The 18352-nt window shown below is 36.2% G+C and carries 19 protein-coding genes and 2 pseudogenes; 11 read left to right on the top strand and 10 right to left on the bottom strand.

Going from position 1 to position 18352, the window contains the following annotated elements; all coding sequences use genetic code 11:
- The first annotated feature begins 318 nt into the window (after window positions 1–318).
- Entirely contained in the window at window positions 319–1482 is a 1164-nt protein-coding gene (locus ACEWFJ_RS21915; RefSeq protein ID WP_473689893.1) for a diglucosyl diacylglycerol synthase, read from the top strand.
- 280 nt (window positions 1483–1762) lie between these two features.
- On the opposite strand, the gene ACEWFJ_RS21910 is transcribed toward ACEWFJ_RS21915, so the two are convergent.
- Window positions 1763–3232, bottom strand: a complete 1470-nt coding sequence (locus tag ACEWFJ_RS21910; protein WP_473692647.1) for an MDR family MFS transporter — start codon at window positions 3230–3232, stop codon at window positions 1763–1765.
- A gap of 159 nt (window positions 3233–3391) precedes the next feature.
- On the opposite strand from ACEWFJ_RS21910, the gene ACEWFJ_RS21905 reads away from it, so the two are divergent.
- Complete coding sequence (locus tag ACEWFJ_RS21905) at window positions 3392–3970, top strand: TetR/AcrR family transcriptional regulator (protein WP_473689892.1); 579 nt, start codon at window positions 3392–3394, stop codon at window positions 3968–3970.
- An 84-nt stretch (window positions 3971–4054) separates the two neighbouring features.
- Here ACEWFJ_RS21905 and ACEWFJ_RS21900 read toward each other — a convergent pair whose 3' ends face one another.
- Window positions 4055–5287 (bottom strand): cytochrome P450, encoded by a 1233-nt coding sequence (locus tag ACEWFJ_RS21900; RefSeq protein WP_473689891.1) that lies wholly within the window; start codon window positions 5285–5287, stop codon window positions 4055–4057.
- Between the two features lie 223 nt (window positions 5288–5510).
- Here ACEWFJ_RS21900 and ACEWFJ_RS21895 point away from each other — a divergent pair.
- A pseudogene (locus ACEWFJ_RS21895) lies at window positions 5511–6089 on the top strand (TetR/AcrR family transcriptional regulator).
- A gap of 590 nt (window positions 6090–6679) precedes the next feature.
- Here ACEWFJ_RS21895 and ACEWFJ_RS21890 read toward each other — a convergent pair.
- The 4 genes from ACEWFJ_RS21890 to ACEWFJ_RS21875 form a co-directional block, all read right to left on the bottom strand.
- Window positions 6680–6802 carry a YfhE family protein gene (locus ACEWFJ_RS21890; RefSeq protein ID WP_098306877.1) on the bottom strand — a complete coding sequence of 41 codons (123 nt, stop codon included), beginning with the start codon at window positions 6800–6802 and terminating at the stop codon, window positions 6680–6682.
- Window positions 6803–6869: 67 nt separating this feature from the next.
- On the bottom strand, window positions 6870–7427 hold the full coding sequence (locus ACEWFJ_RS21885; RefSeq protein ID WP_253628525.1) for a GNAT family N-acetyltransferase: 558 nt from the start codon (window positions 7425–7427) through the stop codon (window positions 6870–6872).
- A gap of 250 nt (window positions 7428–7677) precedes the next feature.
- Window positions 7678–8802, bottom strand: a complete 1125-nt coding sequence (locus tag ACEWFJ_RS21880; protein ID WP_473689890.1) for an amidohydrolase — start codon at window positions 8800–8802, stop codon at window positions 7678–7680.
- A 55-nt stretch (window positions 8803–8857) separates the two neighbouring features.
- Window positions 8858–9760, bottom strand: a complete 903-nt coding sequence (locus ACEWFJ_RS21875) for a TIGR01777 family oxidoreductase (RefSeq protein WP_473689889.1) — start codon at window positions 9758–9760, stop codon at window positions 8858–8860.
- Between the two features lie 80 nt (window positions 9761–9840).
- Between ACEWFJ_RS21875 and recX the strand changes: the two are divergent.
- Together recX and ACEWFJ_RS21865 are read left to right on the top strand one after the other, a co-directional pair.
- A pseudogene (recX, locus tag ACEWFJ_RS21870) lies at window positions 9841–10652 on the top strand (recombination regulator RecX).
- An 8-nt stretch (window positions 10653–10660) separates the two neighbouring features.
- Complete coding sequence (locus ACEWFJ_RS21865; RefSeq protein WP_253628528.1) at window positions 10661–10981, top strand: YfhH family protein; 321 nt, start codon at window positions 10661–10663, stop codon at window positions 10979–10981.
- Window positions 10982–11043: 62 nt separating this feature from the next.
- Here ACEWFJ_RS21865 and ACEWFJ_RS21860 read toward each other — a convergent pair whose 3' ends face one another.
- Window positions 11044–11196, bottom strand: a complete 153-nt coding sequence (locus ACEWFJ_RS21860) for a YpzG family protein (protein WP_098306887.1) — start codon at window positions 11194–11196, stop codon at window positions 11044–11046.
- Window positions 11197–11230: 34 nt separating this feature from the next.
- On the bottom strand, window positions 11231–11392 hold the full coding sequence (locus ACEWFJ_RS21855) for a small, acid-soluble spore protein K (protein WP_098306889.1): 162 nt from the start codon (window positions 11390–11392) through the stop codon (window positions 11231–11233).
- Window positions 11393–11506: 114 nt separating this feature from the next.
- Between ACEWFJ_RS21855 and ACEWFJ_RS21850 the strand changes: the two genes are divergently transcribed.
- On the top strand, window positions 11507–11773 hold the full coding sequence (locus ACEWFJ_RS21850; RefSeq protein WP_473689887.1) for a YfhJ family protein: 267 nt from the start codon (window positions 11507–11509) through the stop codon (window positions 11771–11773).
- A gap of 25 nt (window positions 11774–11798) precedes the next feature.
- Here the strand turns inward: ACEWFJ_RS21850 and ACEWFJ_RS21845 are convergent, their stop codons facing one another.
- Entirely contained in the window at window positions 11799–12779 is a 981-nt protein-coding gene (locus tag ACEWFJ_RS21845) for a metal-dependent hydrolase (protein WP_473689886.1), read from the bottom strand.
- Between the two features lie 147 nt (window positions 12780–12926).
- Here ACEWFJ_RS21845 and mutY point away from each other — a divergent pair, with 147 nt between their 5' ends.
- Entirely contained in the window at window positions 12927–14021 is a 1095-nt protein-coding gene (gene mutY, locus ACEWFJ_RS21840) for an A/G-specific adenine glycosylase (protein ID WP_473689885.1), read from the top strand.
- Window positions 14022–14335: 314 nt separating this feature from the next.
- Here the strand turns inward: mutY and ACEWFJ_RS21835 are convergent, their stop codons facing one another.
- Window positions 14336–14521 (bottom strand): hypothetical protein, encoded by a 186-nt coding sequence (locus tag ACEWFJ_RS21835; RefSeq protein ID WP_098306897.1) that lies wholly within the window; start codon window positions 14519–14521, stop codon window positions 14336–14338.
- A 121-nt stretch (window positions 14522–14642) separates the two neighbouring features.
- Between ACEWFJ_RS21835 and ACEWFJ_RS21830 the strand changes: the two genes are divergently transcribed.
- The 4 genes from ACEWFJ_RS21830 to ACEWFJ_RS21815 all read left to right on the top strand — a co-directional run bounded on the left by ACEWFJ_RS21830 (window position 14643) and on the right by ACEWFJ_RS21815 (window position 18345).
- On the top strand, window positions 14643–14942 hold the full coding sequence (locus tag ACEWFJ_RS21830) for a gamma-type small acid-soluble spore protein (RefSeq protein ID WP_473692645.1): 300 nt from the start codon (window positions 14643–14645) through the stop codon (window positions 14940–14942).
- Window positions 14943–15589: 647 nt separating this feature from the next.
- Window positions 15590–15835: a YgaB family protein gene (locus ACEWFJ_RS21825; RefSeq protein ID WP_098306901.1), complete on the top strand. Its 246-nt coding sequence runs from the start codon at window positions 15590–15592 to the stop codon at window positions 15833–15835.
- A gap of 166 nt (window positions 15836–16001) precedes the next feature.
- Window positions 16002–16532 carry a nucleoside tri-diphosphate phosphatase gene (gene ntdP / locus ACEWFJ_RS21820; protein ID WP_154709362.1) on the top strand — a complete coding sequence of 177 codons (531 nt, stop codon included), beginning with the start codon at window positions 16002–16004 and terminating at the stop codon, window positions 16530–16532.
- A 55-nt stretch (window positions 16533–16587) separates the two neighbouring features.
- Entirely contained in the window at window positions 16588–18345 is a 1758-nt protein-coding gene (locus ACEWFJ_RS21815) for an ABC transporter ATP-binding protein (RefSeq protein WP_473689884.1), read from the top strand.
- Window positions 18346–18352: the final 7 nt, after the last annotated feature.

Raw genomic sequence — 18352 nt, 5'->3', positions numbered from 1 at the left:
TAAAGAAACGATATGGATAAATTTACAAAAATGTAAAGGGAAAACGAAACAATAGAAAGAATTAAGAAATAATGTAATGCGTATCTTGGAGTATAGATAAAAGTCAAGTTATTGCGAAAGCAGTTATAGGAAAGTATAATGTTTAAGATATGAGCAGATGGGATTAAGGGGTCAATAACATATGCTTTGCATATCCACGACAGGTACAGATCCAACGAAAATTTGTTGGAATTCAAACATGCAAAATCATAAGGAAATTGTTTTTTATATTGTGACAGATGCAATATGAAAGACCGAAAAAGCTAGGAGTGGATTTGTTTGATAAAAAACCCCAAGGTTTTAATATTAACAGCACATTATGGTAACGGTCATATACAAGTGGCAAAAACATTAGAACAAACATTTCGTCAAAGAGGACTTGAGGATGTAATCGTATGCGATCTTTTTGGTGAATCGCACCCTGTTATAACAGACATTACAAAATATTTATATTTAAAAAGTTATACAATTGGGAAAGAGCTATACCGCTTATTTTATTATGGTGTTGAGAAAATTTACGATAAAAAAATTGCATCATGGTATGCCAATTTTGGTCGAAAACGTTTAAAAGCGATATTGCATGCTGAAAAACCCGATATTGTTATTAATACATTTCCAATCATTGCGGTGCCAGAGTTGAAAAAGCAAACAGATATTTCTATACCTGTTTATAATGTAGTTACCGATTTTTGCTTGCATAAAATATGGATTCACCGAGAAGTAGATCGTTATTTTGTTGCAACAGATTATGTGAAGGACATTATGATAAAGGTAGGCGTACCTGCTGAGCAAATTGTAGCAACAGGGATTCCGATTCGTAAAAATTTTGAAGCGGTCATCAATGTAGAAACATTGTATGATAAGTATGATTTGTCACGGGACAAAAAGATTCTACTTATTGTAGCAGGAGCGCATGGAGTGTTAGGAAATGTAAAAGAGTTATGCCAATCCTTTATGTCAGTTCCTAATCTGCAGGTAGCCGTAGTTTGTGGGAAAAATAAAGTATTGCAAGAGGACTTGCTGCAATTACAAGAAAGCAATCCAGATGCATTAAAAGTATTCGGTTATATAGAGAATATTGATGAATTGTTCCGTATTACCTCTTGTATGATTACAAAACCAGGAGGAATTACATTAAGTGAAGCAGCAGCTTTGCAAGTACCTGTCGTTTTATATAAACCAGTACCAGGGCAAGAAAATGAAAATGCGAAGTATTTTGAAAAACAAGGTGCAGCAATTGTTATTCGCGAAGATAATGAAATCTTTCCGAAAACGAAAGAATTATTACAAGATGATATGAAATTATTGCAAATGAAAGAAGCGATGAAACACATTTATCGTCCGGAACCAGCGTTTCATATTGTAGATTCTATTTTAAAAGAAAATCATGTACAAGTACATTCGCCGGTACACCCAACAGCCCTTGTGCAGTCTTTTACTTAATATAAGAACCTCTTTTCTATCTGAGTAGAAGGAGGTTTTTTTCGTTATTTCGTTTAAATAGATAGTAATATTAAAAAAGGGAGAAGAGGAATTGTTTGTAGACTATTTGACAAGCATACATAAAAATCAAAATTAAGGACTTTTAAATTTACTGTTATACCTATATTCAATCAAACGGAGATTATAACGTTCCCTTAGTAAAGACATCTTTAACTAGTAAAGATGTCTTTTTGATGTTCTTATTAAATCAAGCTACAGCTAATATAAAATTTAAGCTCTTCTAATTTTCATTGTGTAAGAGCTGAGTGGTTTTTGCTTTCTTTTTCTGTCCTTTTAAGAAAAACGATACAACGAGGGCAACAATTACCAAGGTTAACCCAAGCGTAAAGGCCCCTTGGAAGCCGGCTGTTAAGCCATTTAACTTTTCTGCTGGATCCATTGGATTTGCTGAGTTCTCCATATATTGAGTTGTGCCTGAAGACATTTTAGATATAAATATAGCTGTGCCAATCGCGCCAGCTACCTGCTGTAATGTATTGAAGAGCGCTGTACCGTGTGGATAAAGCTCTGGTGTCAATTGATTTAAACCATATGTTTGTGCTGTCATTACAAACATGAGCCCAACCATTAATACGCTGTGCATCAAGATAATTTGTGTCAATGTTGTTTCTGGGGTAATGCCCTTGAATAGCCACATTGCAATGGCTACTAACACAATGCCCGGGATGATAATAACCTTTGGACTCAATTTATCAAATAATTTACCTGCAATCGGTCCCATTATGGCACTAATCATACTCCCCGGTAGCATGATTAGCCCTGATTTAAAGGCTGTAACAAGTAAAACCGTTTGTAAGAACATTGGTAATAATGTCATTGTTGAGAACAGTGACATCATGACGATGAATATTAACCCAACTGATAAAGTAAACATTGGAAATCTAAATGCGCGTAGTTCTAAAATTGGATTATCGATTTTTAATTGACGAACAACAAAAATGAATAATGATATAGCCCCGATAATTAAAGAGTAATAAACTTTAGGATCTGACCATCCTAAATCACCTGAAGAACTAAAGCTATACACAATACCACCGAAACCTAATGTTGATAAAAGAATTGATAAATAATCAATTTTTGGTCGTGTTAATTCTGTGACATTTTGAATATACTTCATTCCAATTAAAATTGAAATGATTACGATAGGAATAACAATGTAGAATAACCAGCGCCAATTAAGCGAATCAACAATAAGTCCAGATAAAGTAGGACCAATTGCTGGGGCAGACATCATAACAAGTGCTATTAAGCCCATTGTCGCACCACGTTTTTCAGGTGGACAAATAATTAAAATCGTATTCATTAGTAATGGTGAAATTAACCCAGTCGCGATTGCTTGGACAATACGTCCGATTAATAAAACGGCAAATGTCGGTGCGAATCCAGCAATCAATGTACCGACTAAAAATGTTACCATGGCACTTAAGAACATTTGTCTTGTTGTAAGCCATTGTTGAAGTAAAGCTGTAATCGGTACTAAAACCCCAACAACTAACATGTAGGATGTAGAAAGCCATTGAATTGTTGAAGCTGTTACATCAAAATCTTTCATTAATACAGTTAAAGCATTACCAAGTAATGTTTCGTTTAATAATGCGACCATTGCACCTAAAATTAATGCAATTAAAATGGGTGTATGTCTAATATTAGAAGTATCAATTTTGCTACTTGTGGAACTCGTGGCTGTCATATTCATTTATCGATTTTCCTCCTATTTTTTGTCTCTCTCTTTTTAATACATTTGTATCTAAAAGATCACGTGTAATATAATATACATGTGTAGATTAAAAATAGGGAGAATCAATTTTCGCCAGTTGTATAATTAATCTACAGAAAAGGAGAAGTGTAGATGAATAGTAATGAGGGGCAGCTGGATTTACGTATTAGACGTACACATAAATTATTGTGGGAGTCTTTATTTGAATTAATGACGCAATCAAAGCAGAAATATAGTTCCATTACCATCAACCAAATCTGTGATCGTGCGATGGTGCATCGAACAACATTTTATAAACATTTTGAAGATAAAGACGCGTTATTGGCATTTGGATTTAAACAATATCAAGAGGAAAATTTAACCATGCCGCTTTTAGATCGATTAACTAAACCATTTCAAGTGATGGAGCAATTCTTACATCATGAAGAGATTGGTAAAATATTAGAGTCACAAATGGATGATGGACAATTTATTAGCTTTATACATTATCAAACTCGTGAAATGAAGAAACAGGAGAATCAAGAACTAAGTCGACTTTGTAAAAATCATACGATACCAAATGAATTAATTATCGAATTCTATTCGGGTGTAATTACAACTCTAACTGCTTGGTGGTTTAAAAATAAAAGCACTGTTTCGGCAGGAGAAATGGATCGATACTTCCATCAAATGATCAATCAAGATGTTTTTGGATTTGAAATAGAAGATTAGAGATCATTTTCAAAACGAAGAAAGGGTGTCCCTCCGTCATTTTTGATGACTTTTGGGACACCCCAATTTATTGGACAACTTGGCCTAGCGGTGAACCTTCAGCGGTAAGCTGGATAAGGCCTGGCCAGCAGCTGAAGTCTGTAAACTTGCCTCCAAATTGAAGCCTGGAACCGATTCAATGCGAGAAAATGTTTCCATAAAAATTTTGAACGCTTTGTTAGCTTCCAATCTCGCCAGTGGCGCACCGAGACAGAAATGCGGCCCATTGCCAAACGTTTGATGCCGGTTGTTATTTTTTCGGTGAATATTCACAGTAAATGGATCTTCGAATACATCCTCATCAAAGTTTGCCGCGCTATTCCAAGTGATCACCAAATCACCTTTCTTCAACTCAACGCCTAGAACATTGTTATCTACTTTCACTTCACGGTCCAATACAATAACGTTGAAACGGTAACGCAGCATCTCCTCAACAAAATTAGGTATGAGGTTTATATTGCTTCTTAATTCTTCGTAAAGTTTAGGAGCATCATATAGTAATGAATAGAATGAATTAGCCAATAAAAGACTTGTTGTTTCAACACCCGCCGCAAGAAGAAACATAGTCACACGAACAACTTCTTCATCCGTAAACTTTTCTCCTTCGATTTCAACTTGAATCAAATCAGAAAGAATGTCGTCTGAAAGCTGCTTTCTTTTTTCCACAACGATTGGATACAGATAATTAAAGTACTCCATCGCTGCCTTCGCCTTTTGTTGACCCACTTCCTCGGCATTTTCACTATTGAACGGCATGAACAATATATCGACCCATTTCTTAAACAGCAGCTTATCTTTATGCGGAACCCCAAGCAAATCGGCCATTACTATGATCGGAAGGGGGGTTGTAAAATCTTTGACAATGTCGATCTCCGACTTATCTCCCATTTCGGCAATCAAATCGTTAATAATCTGTTCAATACGTGGCTCCCAAGCTTTGAGACTTCTAGGGGTGAAAGCAGCCGAAAGCAGAGAACGTGACTTACGATGTTCCGGTGGATCCGTTGCATTAATATTTAAGCGATCTGGGACACTCCCTTCCTTTGTGTCTGTTCCGATCTGGAAAATGGAACGGTGGCGTTTACTTGAAAATAGTTCATAGTCTGTAAGAACTCGCTTAACGTCTTCATATTTGAAAACATTCCAAGTGCCCGTGCCTGCATGATAGTAAATTGGATGCTCCGTCAGCATTTTTTTATACCAAGAAAATGGAGCAAATTCTTCGGATTTAGTTTTAAAACCCTTAATTTCAGAAGTTGAAATCACTGTATTTTCCATATAAATCCCTCCATGTCTAATTAGAGTACAATAGAACAAAATTTGACTACCTAATCCGTCTGGCTCAGAAACATACTCCCCCTAGATCACTTCCTGCATTGATTGTTTTTAATACACTTGTATACTAAGGATTATATGAAATATGATATACACATGTAGATTAAAAGGGGAGAATCAAATTTCACAAGTTGTATAATTAATCTACAAAAAAGGAAAAGTGTAGATGAAAAATAATGAGGAACAGTTGGATTTACGTGTTAGACGTACGCATAAATTATTGTGGGAGTCTTTATTTGAATTAATGACGCAATCAAAGCAGAAATATAGTTCCATTACTATCAACCAAATCTGTGATCGTGCGATGGTACATCGAACAACATTTTATAAACATTTTGAAGATAAAGACGCGTTATTGGCATTTGGATTTAAATAATATTAAAAGGAAGATTATACCATAACACTTTTAGATCGATTAACTAAACCATTTCAAGTGATGGAGCAATTCTTACATCATGAAGAGATTGGTAAAATATTAGAGTCGCAAATGGGTGATGAACAATTTAATAACTTTATACATTATCAAACCCGTGAAATGAAGAAACAGGAGAATCAAGAATTAAATCGAATTTGTAAAAGCCATACAATACCAAATGAGTTAATTATCGAATTCTATTCAGGTGTAATTACAACGTTAAGTACATGGTGGTTACAAAATAGAAAAAGCGTTTCAGCAGAAGAAATGGATAGATACTTTCATCAAATGATCAATCAAGATGTTTTTCAATTGAACAGAGATCAATAGGGACTTAATGTAAGAAATTCACGGAGCTTGAACATATTTGTATTATCCACATTTAATATTCTCACCTTCGAAAGAGACAAGTTGCCGGATGTCAGTGGAATTCTTACTAACGTGGTTTGCTATCATTTACATACTCATAAGTTTGTTGAAATTAGCAGACAAACTGATCAATCTTTTTTATAAAAATAAACCTATCAATATTAAAAAAGTGACCTCGTTTTGATCAAACTTTGTTCAAAACGAGGTCTTTTTCTTTATATTAAAATCAATGTGTGTGCAACTTTTAATCAAACTTTAGTTTAATGCAACATTTGGTTGCCTCCCACTACTTGTGAAGAAATAAAGAATGAAAAATTCACTTTATCCACAAAAGAATCCGCTTACAATATACAGTAAACTTTAAATATTAACAAAACTATCCACAATATCCACAATTTTTAGTAAATATATCCACAAAGTAAACAGGATAACTGTGATCAAATTCCTCTTTTATACAAAAGATATTAGAATTTATACACAATTCTAGTGATTTTGTGGATAAAGTTTTCCACAAAAAAAGCTACCTCTTCTGAACAAGAGGTAGCTTTATGTTAATAAATTCCTTTTGGTTTATATCCAGCTGCACGATCTGCTCTTTTAAATTCACGTTGATAGAGAACTTCTTGTGTGCTAGATAATGTATTTCTTGATTTTTCACGTTTTTTCTTATCCATTACAGTTCACCTCGTGTCATAAAGTCATTACCTATCGTTACCAATGACAGAGGGAGATATACATATATTATGCTTCTTTTAAATGATGAGCGTCTTGGAATGTTGCTTCGCGCATTGTGTGTAGTGTGTATTGATCTTTTGGAATTTCATATAAGTTATATACTTCACCATTTGCGTTAATTTGATCGTATACACATTTTCTTGTTTCATTTGCTAGATTAACGTATGGTAGTTTTTCGGCAGCTTTAATAGAGCGAGTATTTAATTTGCGAATTCGCATGAAAATAGTCTCAATATCTAATTCATAGAAAAGTTCACTAAAGAAAGCATCTTTTGCTGGTTTATTATAACCCTTTCCGTGATACGGTTTGCCAAGCCAAGTGCCAAGAAAACCTGCTTTTTCTTGCACATCAAATAAAGTTATTGTTCCAATAGGGTTTCCCCATTCATCAACAATTGTGCGTGAAATTAGTTCTCCGCGCTCTTCAGCTTCAATTGTTTGTTTTGTTAAAAACAAAAATTCTTCATAAGAAGATGCCTTCTGACGCACAAAGGGGAAGACATCAGGGTGAATCATCAAGTCATATAGAACGTGGCTGTCATGTAGGTCACGTTTTTTTAACATACTATCTCCTCCTAAAAAGAGGGCAGCATGACGACAAAAAACACCCCACCCTCGAAATTTTTATATCAAACTTTAAAAAATTTCGGGGTGGGAATCGAACCCACTAGAACCAGTCTATAATGCTGGTGGCGCACCATTTGCCTTCCCCATTCATCAATTTGAAATTACTCAACACGACACAAATTGATCATGGTTTCATTCAGTTTATAATCGTATAATACTTCATCTAGTCAAAAAAATAAACTAGTTTTTATGAATTTTTTGTGTGGATAATTTTTCCGTCTATCATCGTTAATACAGGCTTGGCTAAATAGTGAAAAGGATGATGAGTCCATAGGACAAGATCAGCGTCTTTCCTAGGCTCGATACTACCAATTTTCTTTTCTAAACGTAAGTTGCGAGCAGGTATAATCGTAATTCCTTCTAGAGCTTTATGTTCATCTAATCCTTCTCGAACAGCGATAGCCGCGCAAATATTTAAATACTGAATTGGTGTATAGGGGTGATCTGTCGTAATTGAGACTTCAATCCCATGATTCGATAAGGTATGGTATGTTTGCCAAGACTTGTTTTTTAATTCAATTTTTGAACGACGTGTTAATGTTGGACCGACAGATACTTTTAAATCGTGGTTTGCTAATCTATCAGCAACAAGATGACCTTCCGTACAGTGTTCAATACGTAAATCAAGATTAAATTCCTTAGCAAAGCGAAGAGCAGATAGAATATCATCCGCACGGTGGGCGTGGGCACGTATAGGAATTTCACGGCGGAGCGCTTGTAAGATAGGAATCATTCGAAAGTCTGCATCATTCCCATAATACTTTGCTTCATAAAAAGATTCGCGCAGCATTCCCATAATTCCCATGCGGGTAATAGACTCTTTGTTTCCATTACTATGCATTCCTTTTGGGTTTTCTCCAAACGCAATTTTCAGACCTGCGGGCTCTTGAATGACCATGTGATCGATACTATTTCCTGCTGTTTTTATGACGCATGTTGTTCCGCCAATTACATTTTGACTTCCAGGCATAACGTGTACGGTTGTAATACCGCTTTGTATGGCATCTTGAAAAGCAATATCAAAAGGATGAATGCCATCTAAAGAGCGAATATGAGGAGTTAGCATTTCTGCTGTTTCATTTGCATCATTTCCAGCCCATCCTGTTCCTTCATCATATAAGCCAAGATGTGTATGCACATCGATAAGGCCTGGAAGAAGATGAAGACCACGTGCATCAATAACGGTCATATCTTCGCTAGATTCAATAAATCGTTCTAACGCAGCAATCTTATTGTTTTCTACTAGTACATCGCCTTGTAATTTAGGAGATGTAATAGGGTAAACAGTGGCTTGCTTAAATAATATTTTCATAATAACCTCTTTATTTTGCATACGAGTTTTTTCTCTTGAGGAAGTTTAGAAATTATTAGTACGATACAATGTTTTGAAGCGCATTTTCTAAAGTATCATAAGAATGTGTATACCCATGTTGTATCGCCTTGTGAGGTAATACATTTTGTCCTTGTAAAATAAGGATGCTCATTTCACCGAGAAGGGTTTTGAGTGCGAAGGCAGGCATCGGTAACCAATGTGGTCTATGCATCACTTTCGCAATTATTCTTCCGAATTCTTCCATAGTTACTGGGTGAGGAGCTGTAACATTTAATGCACCGTTCACTTCTTTTGTATGAATAGCAAAATCAATCATTCGAACAACATCTTCAAGATGAACCCAAGAAAGCAATTGGTTGCCTGAGCCAATGGTTCCTCCAATAAACAATTGATATGGAAGTAACATTTTCGGTAGTGCTCCTCCATCTTTTCCAAGAACAACACCAAAGCGTGTATAGACAGTGCGAATACCGAGTGCAGCAGCTTTGCTTGCTTCTTCTTCCCATAACTTTACTGTAGTAGCTAAAAAATCATTACCTGATTTTAGGTGTTCTTCTGTAAATGTTTCTGTTTCTGATGTACCATAATAGCCGATTGCACTTGCATTTATAAACGTATGTGGATATTGGGACAACGTTTGTAGTTGCTTAATTAATCCTTTTGTCGTTTGTAAGCGACTATTGACGATTCTTTCCTTCTGTTTCATAGTCCAACGTCCATTGTTAATAGATTCCCCGGCAAGATTAATAACAACATCAATGGAAGAAAGGGGGAATTTCACAGCATTAGCGTCCCATTTTATATATTGAATATTTGAAGGTGAAAGATTTTCTCTCAGTTGACGTGTCAAAATGTATACGGTATGTCCGTTGCTTGCTAAATATAAAGTGAGTGCTTTTCCAATAAAACCTGTTCCTCCAGAAATAGCAATTTCCAAGAGAAATCCCTCCTCATTATGTATATTCAAGAAACTCAAATTTGTTTCATATATGTTAAAATAATGTAGGGGTGAAATTTATGGCTGTCATTACAAAAATAGAAGTACAAAAACGAACAGAAGAAAGATTTAATATTTATGTTGATAAAGGTCAAGGAGAAGAATATGGCTTCAGTGTAGATCAAGTGACCTTAATTAAACACGGGCTTCAAAAAGGTTTGGAATTTGATGATGTTGAATTAACACATATTTTATACGATGAAGAAGTACAAAAAGCATATTTATATGCAATTACTTATTTATCGCATCAAATGAGAACGAAACAAGAAGTAGAAGAGCAATTACGGAAAAAAGAAATTGGACAAGCCATCATCTCTGAAGTCATTTTAAAACTATTGCATGACCGTTATATTAATGATAAAGAGTATGCAATTGCATATGTACGTACTCATAGCAATGTGAGCCAAAAAGGACCGATTGTTATTAGACGTGAACTGTTAAGTAAGGGTGTTTCGGATATAATTATTACTCATAGTTTACAGGAGTATCCACAAGAGAAACAAATTGAAAATGGTCTTGGACTTATAGAAAAAAGAAAAGATCTTATCAAAAACATTCTTTTCTGCAAATGAAACAAAAATTAGAAGAGATGCTAGTGCGCAAAGGGTATGGGCGTGATATCATTCAAATTTGTTTAGAAGAACTGAAGGATGAAAAGGATGATAAGCAACAAGAAGAAGCCCTTATATATCATGGTAATAAATATCATGAAAAATACAAGAAATATGATGGCTGGACGTATGAAAATAAGATGAAGCAAGCGTTATATCGAAAGGGTTTTTCGATTGATGAAATAGAAGTGCTTATTCAAATGAAACGTGAAGAGGGATGAGGGAAAATATGAGAAATATGCCAAAGCGCTATAGCGAGATGACACCACATGAGTTAAGAGAAGAAATTGGCATTTTAAAAGAACAGGCAGTGAAGGCAGAGCAACTTGGTATTGTAAATGAATTTGACGTATTAATGAGGAAAATTGCAATGGCTCGTGCTTATATGACAGATATCGATGCATTTAAGATTGGTGAAACATATGAACTTACAGAAGAGCCAGGGGTATCTTTTACGATTACGTATTTTAATGGAGTATTTGCTTGGGGTCACAAACAAAATGAAACAGAGGAAATTGGTATTCCTATTTCGCTATTGCAAAAGAAATAAAAACCAGAGAGCCTTGGCTGCTCTGGTTTTCATTTTTCGTAGTTGTTACAGGAGATAGGCAATCAAGTTTGGCGTTTTCTCATCTCATTTGCCAAAATAATAAGAGATTGATTTTGCTGCGTTTGTCCATTCACCTGTGCTTTTGCGTGTTTTCGACGCGCCCATGTAGGGTTGAATAACTCGGAACGATGGTCTAAATGATCGCGGTAACTCATCTTATCACCTCGTATAGTTATCGATAAACATTTGTTATGCTTCTTCTTCTCGATTAGCGGCATGCATTCGTTCTTGCGGATGCGTATTAATAGTGCCGTTAGGTCGTTTCGAAGCAAAACGTGCTTGTGCTTTTGGCGGACCGTCTAACTTATTGTTATTTCTAGCTTCAGACCAAATTTCAGATTGTTTGCCCAAGAGGAACTCCCCCTCGCTACAAATTGATACAAAAAGTATCACTTATAGAATGTGCAATGTGAGAGAAAATATTCTATAACGTAAAATGGATAAATTGACTAAAGGAGACATAAAATGAACGATATTTTTGAAAAATTAACGAAGGAACTTCTTGAAAAAAATGCTACCCTTTCTTATTCTCAGGCGCGTACTTGGGTTGAGTTGTTATGGGAGGATTTTGGAGCGACATATGCAAAAACAGGAACGTATCAAGGGATTGAAATGACAGAGAAAGTTGTACGAGCATGGATTAATAACCAAGGGGCGCGTTTGCATGAAATTCAAACGAATAATCCAAAGTATAGTCATTTAATTAATCAAGAAAAACATTTAAAACATTAAAAAACGACCAATTGAGGTCGTTTTTTTAATGGGGAATTAATTCTAATTTTTTTCGTAGTTTTTCTTCGCTGAAAATCCATCCTGTGTATGAGCTTATAATATCAAGTTCTTTATTAAGCTGGACAATGGCAACAAATGGATAATAACCTTTACTGCGATAGCGCAGGTCAATAAATCGAACTTCATAATAATCGTTGTATTCAAAAATATCCCAGCGATAGACAGGAGAAAACGATAAGAATGCTGAAATGTTTTCATCTTTTTGAGCGGCACGAATGACATCATTATTAGGTAATGGAATGCGCTCGAATTTATCATGAACCATAATATGACCGCGATGCCAATGGGCAACATAGTAATGATCTTTTGTCACAATAGCTAAGCGGTAATGATAAAAGCGGTATGACGGTGAAATAATGACTTGTTCAACATCACGGAACCGTTTATTTACGACACTTTTTACATTTTGACGCATTATAATTCGGCCAATATAATAAATGGTCATTAATATATAAGCAGCTGCTCCCGCATAACCTTTATGTGCACCCACAAGCATACATGCAATCGCTAATAAATGAATGAAGAAAATAACGGCATCAAATGTATTAATGACGCCTAGTGCCACCCATTTCTTAGTAAAGGGCCGCAGCGCTTGTGTACCGTAGGCATTAAAAATATCAACAAAAACATGAAGAAAAACAGCAATAAATGACCATAAAAGAAGATGGAAATAAGGGGTTCCTTGAAATATTGCAAAGGTAATCCCGCTAACAAGAAATGACCAAAGCATAACAGCTGGGATAGAGTGAGTAATCCCGCGGTGATTTCGAATATATTTCGCATTGTTGCGCAGTTTTAAAACAGTATCAATATCAGGTATATTCGAACCGGCAATTGCGGCAAGCATCACAGCTTGCGGTCCAAAATCGCTTTGACTGATTGCTGGATCTAGTGTGGCTAAGCTTCCTAATGTAACGCCCATGACAAGATGAGTGGCTGTGTCCATGAAAACCACCTCCGTTTTTTATTAATGTAACTCTTTTTATTTCATATCACAAGGCATTTACCTTTTATTTCTTACACTATCTTACTTAAATTTTCTCCTAAATTCTTTATAATAGTACGTATATGCAAAAAATGAGGGGGATCAAGTTTGAAGCTTGAGATACTAGATGATTTTAATATAGAAAATTTCCAACATGATTTAATCAGTTGGTTCGAAACAGAGCAGCGTGATTTACCATGGCGCATCAATAAAGATCCATATCGTATTTGGGTTTCGGAAATTATGCTTCAGCAAACACGAGTTGAAGCTGTAAAACCATATTACGCAAATTTTATGGAAAAGTTTCCATCGTTAGAAGCATTAGCTGATGCTGAGGATGAAGAGGTGTTAAAAGCGTGGGAAGGACTTGGTTATTACTCGAGAGCACGTAATTTACACGCTGCAGTCAAAGAAGTAAAAGCGCAATATGGTGGAAAAGTTCCAAGCGATGTAAAACAAATTGAAAAGTTAAAAGGTGTAGGTCCGTATACAAAAGGAGCAATTTTAAGTATCGCTTACGGAATTCCAGAGCCGGCCGTTGATGGAAATGTGATGCGTGTATTATCACGAATTTTATCGATTTGGGATGATATCGCTAAACCAAAGACACGTAAATTATTTGAAGATATTGTTCGTGAAATCATTTCAAAAGAAAATCCATCTTATTTTAACCAAGGATTGATGGAATTAGGTGCACTTATTTGTGTCCCTAAAAATCCATCTTGTCTTCTATGTCCTGTTAGAGAACACTGCCGCGCGTTTGCAGAAGGAGTACAAAAGGAATTGCCTGTGAAAAGTAAGGCGAAAGCACCGAAAATGGTTGCAATCGTTGCCGGTGTATTGCGTACAGAAGACGGTAAATATGTCATTAATAAAAGAGGAAGCACAGGGCTACTTGCTAACATGTGGGAATTTCCTAACGTAGAAATTGGAGAAGGAATTCGTAACCACAAACAGCAATTGACAGATTATATGAAAGAGAAGTTTTCTCTTTCTGTTTCTATTGATGATTATGCAATGAATGTTCAGCATACATTTACGCATAGAACATGGGATATATTTGTATTTTATGGTACAGTAACAAATTCAATTGTTGAAACAGATATTTTAAAGGTGATAACGGTTCAGGAATTTGAACAGTTACCAATTTCTAAATCGCATCGAACAATTTTTGAAGAGTGTGTGAAAAAACTCCAGCCGTAGCGGCTGGGGTTTTTAATCATAGGATATTTTTGTCCCGCTATTCGCGGGCAGTAAGACCCCCACCTCAAGATGCAGAGAAAAGCGTTGTCCAGCTCTAGCGGCTAGAATCTCCGGTCGTTTCGCCCCCTCGGACGAGGCAAAAAGCGCCTCTCTGTCGGGTGCTCCAACGTCCTGCGATTCTGGGCGAGCCGCTTCCGCTTTTCTACAGAAGAGAGGTGGGGGATCACTGCTGGCATGCGCCCGATTGGTGAGAGCTTTCCATCAGAAAACCCCCACTGATGGAAGTTTCACTTTATACCATGTGTCTAATCAGCTTATTGCCGCTGTAAACCACCGCGTGCTTCAATTTCTTTTACAATTTCTTTGTAAATAGTTTGGCCTTCTACATTTAAATAAGGCATTATTTGCTGCAGAGAATGATGAAAATGAGCGAGTTCATCTTTTTTCCATTGATTTCTTGGAGTCATTGATAATTCTGTCATATCACGTCCAACATACATATATTTACACCTCCATCATAGTTAGTTTGAATGAACGTTTTTGTCTGTATACGTAAAAAAATATTTTTCTTTTCACATTTTTAACGGATATGTTCAGTGAAGGATGGTTACATTATTTGTTGTGGAGGTGAGAAAGATGAACAAAAAACAACAAGGTTTTGGAAAAACAACTTCTGGTGCTAGCGTTCAAAGCGCAAAACAACAAAGCGCTAGCTATGGCACAGAATTTGCAACAGAAACAAATGTACAAGCAGTAAAACAACAAAACGCACAAGCAGAAGCTAAGAAAACACAAGCTTCTAGTGCTAGCGCTGCTCAAAGTGCAGCTGCTAGCTATGGTACAGAGTTTGCAACAGAAACGAATGTACAAGCGGTAAAACAACAAAATGCAAAATCAGCAGCAAAAAAATCACAATCTTAATAACAAAGAAAAAAACACTCCTCTAATGTAAGAGGAGTGTTTTTCTTTGTTATCCCGCTATTCGCGGACAGTAAGATCCCACCTCAAGATTCAGAGAAAAGCGTTGTCCAGCTCTAGCGGCTAGAATCTCCGGTCGTTTCGCCCCCTCGGACGAGGCAAAAAGCGCCTCTCTGTTGGGTGCTCCAACGTCCTGCGATTCTGGGCGAGCCGCTTCCGCTTTTCTACAGAAGGTAGGTGAGGAATAACTGTCCGTAAAAGCCCGATTGGTTCAACTAACCTTCTGGGGAAAAAATGCTCCCAGAAGGAAGTTTCACTTTATCCCGCTATTCGCGGGCAGTAAAACCCCACCTCAAGATTCAGAGAAAAGCGTTGTCCAGCTCTAGCGGCTAGAATCTCCGGTCGTTTCGCCCCCTCGGACGAGGCAAAAAGCGCCTCTCTGTTGGGTGCTCCAACGTCCTGCGATTCTGGGCGAGCCGCTTCCGCTTTTCTACAGAAGATAGGTGGGGGATAAAGAAAACCCCCACTGATGGAAGTTTCACTTTATTTGTGAGAGCCGACATAACTTCTAATAAGTCAACAAATATAGTCAAAGGAGAAGGAACGTTTTTCTTCGAAACTATGTAATAGTATTTTTAAGGAGGTATGGAATGAGATCGTTTGATGAACTGGTTGAAGAACAATTGAGGACGATGGACGAATTGTTAAAGTTACAAGTTCATTTAGAAAAATACCAACACCTTGAAATGAATCAGCAGGATGCGAAAGAGCTCCATTTTATTCGTCAAGAAATCCAAAAGACAGAAAAAACATTAAAAGATTTACAGGAGAAATTTGAACAGCAAACAGCAGCAGTGATTCATTCCTTTGAAAATGAGAAAATGCTTTCGAACTAAGAGACGATTTTGTAAATCGGCTCTTTTGTTTTAAAATTTCGACAGAACCGTTATAATAAAAAGAAAAGTGAATTTGGCTCAATATGTTTTGGGACAAGAGTAAAAATGAACGGTATACCAAATAACAACTTTAGAAGAGCGTTCACGACGAAAGAAGGGAGAAAGTATGGGATTTCCCAAAGAAGGAGAAAAAATACAAATACATAGTTATAAACATAACGGTTCCATTCATAGAATGTGGGAAGAGACAACGGTTTTAAAAGGGACACAAAGTTTTGTTATTGGAGCAAATGATCGAACGATGGTAACAGAATCGGATGGAAGAACGTGGATTACTCGTGAACCAGCTATTTGTTATTTTCATTCGAATTATTGGTTTAATGTTATTGGAATGCTAAGGCAGGATGGTGTGTACTACTATTGCAATTTAAGTTCGCCGTTTGCCTACGATTATGAAGCATTAAAATATATTGACTATGATTTAGATATTAAAGTGTATCCAGATATGACGTATACATTGTTAGATGAAGATGAATATGAAAAACATCGTGAGCTTATGAACTATCCAGCTGTCATTGACACTATATTAAAAAGAAACGTTGAATATTTAACGCAATGGATTCATCAACGAAAGGGCCCATTTGCTCCTGATTTTATTGATATGTGGTATGAACGATATTTAATGTATAGAGATTAGAGAAAAACCTGCTAGGACATCCTGCAGGTTTTGTCTTGTTAGAACGGGGAGTGGCATGAAAGGAATAAAACGGTATCTACAATTTGTAAAGCCGTATCGGTGGCTCATTACGGTTACTATTGTAATTGGTCTTATTAAATTTGGTATTCCGCTTATTATGCCTTGGTTATTAAAGTATATTATTGATGATATTATTCAAGGAGGAAGTTCACTAGAACAGAAAACATCTCAATTATTTACGGTTATTGGGATTGTGTTGTTTATTTTTGCGGTGATACGGCCTCCAATTGAATATTATCGTCAATATTTTGCACAGCGTATCGGAAATGAAGTGTTGTATGATTTGAGGAAATATATTTTTGCACACTTACAAAAATTAAGCTTACGTTATTACTCTAATACGAAGACCGGTGAAATTATTTCTCGTGTAATTAATGATGTTGAGCAGACAAAAGACTTTGTTATTACTGGGTTAATGAATGTTTGGCTGGACACAGCAACAATTTTTATTGCAATTGCGGTTATGTTTTCGATGAATGTAAAATTAACGCTTGTTTCCTTACTCATATTACCTGTTTATGTAGTCGCAGTTAAATATTTTTTCAGTCGTCTTCGAACATTAACACGTGAGCGTTCACAAGCGCTGGCGACGATGCAAGGGTATTTACATGAGCGTATTCAAGGCATGCAAGTGACACGCAGCTTTGCGTTAGAGGAGTATGAAAAAGAGCAATTTCAAGAGAAGAACAGCAAATTCTTAACGAAGGCGTTAACACATACGAGCTGGACAGCGAAGACATTCTCTACTGTAAACACATTAACGGATCTTGGTCCTTTAATCGTAATCGCTTTTGCTGCTTATGAAGTAATTCATGGATCGCTAACGCTCGGTACAATGGTAGCTTTTGTTGGATATATGGATAGTTTATATAGTCCATTGCGCCGTCTTGTAAACTCTTCGACCACACTTACGCAATCTTTTGCTTCTATGGACCGTGTTTTTGAATTATTAGATGAAGAGTACGATATTGTAGACCGTCCAGATGCTATTACAAAGAAGTCACTTCGAGGTGAGGTTGTATTTGAAGATGTTTCATTTCGCTACAATGAAGATGAACAAGATGTGCTCCGAAATATTTCTTTATCTATTTCACCAGGTGAAAAAGTAGCGCTTGTTGGTTTAAGCGGGGGTGGAAAGTCTTCACTTGCAAGTTTAATTCCTCGTTTTTATGATGTTTCTAAAGGATCAATTTATGTAGATGAGATTGATGTTAGAAATTACGATGTGCGTAATTTACGTGGTCATATTGGTCTTGTCTTGCAAGATAACATTTTATTTAGTGATACAGTTGGAGCGAATATTTTATATGGAAGACCTGAGGCGACAGAAGAAGAGGTAGTAGAAGCAGCTAAAGCTGCACATATTCATGATTTTATTATGAGTTTGCCTGATAGATATGAAACGGTGGTCGGAGAAAGAGGTGTGAAATTGTCAGGTGGACAAAGACAACGCATCGCGATTGCACGTGTATTTTTAAAAAATCCGTCATTACTTATTTTAGATGAAGCTACATCTGCGTTAGATTTAGAAAATGAACGTTATATTCAAGAAGCGCTACAAACGCTAGCTGCTGATCGAACCACTATTATTATTGCGCATAGATTATCGACAATTACACATGTAGATACAATTATTTATTTAGAAGACGGTGAAATAAAAGAAAAGGGTTCTCATCAGCAATTAATGCAAAAGCGTGGCTATTATTATAACTTATATCAAATTCAACATATAAAAGAAACGACCCCTTCGTAATGTGAAA

Source organism: Bacillus sp. EA-CB0995 (genome assembly GCF_055814245.1).
Note: the sequence above shows the minus strand (reverse complement) of the source record. Positions and strands in the feature narration are given on the sequence as shown.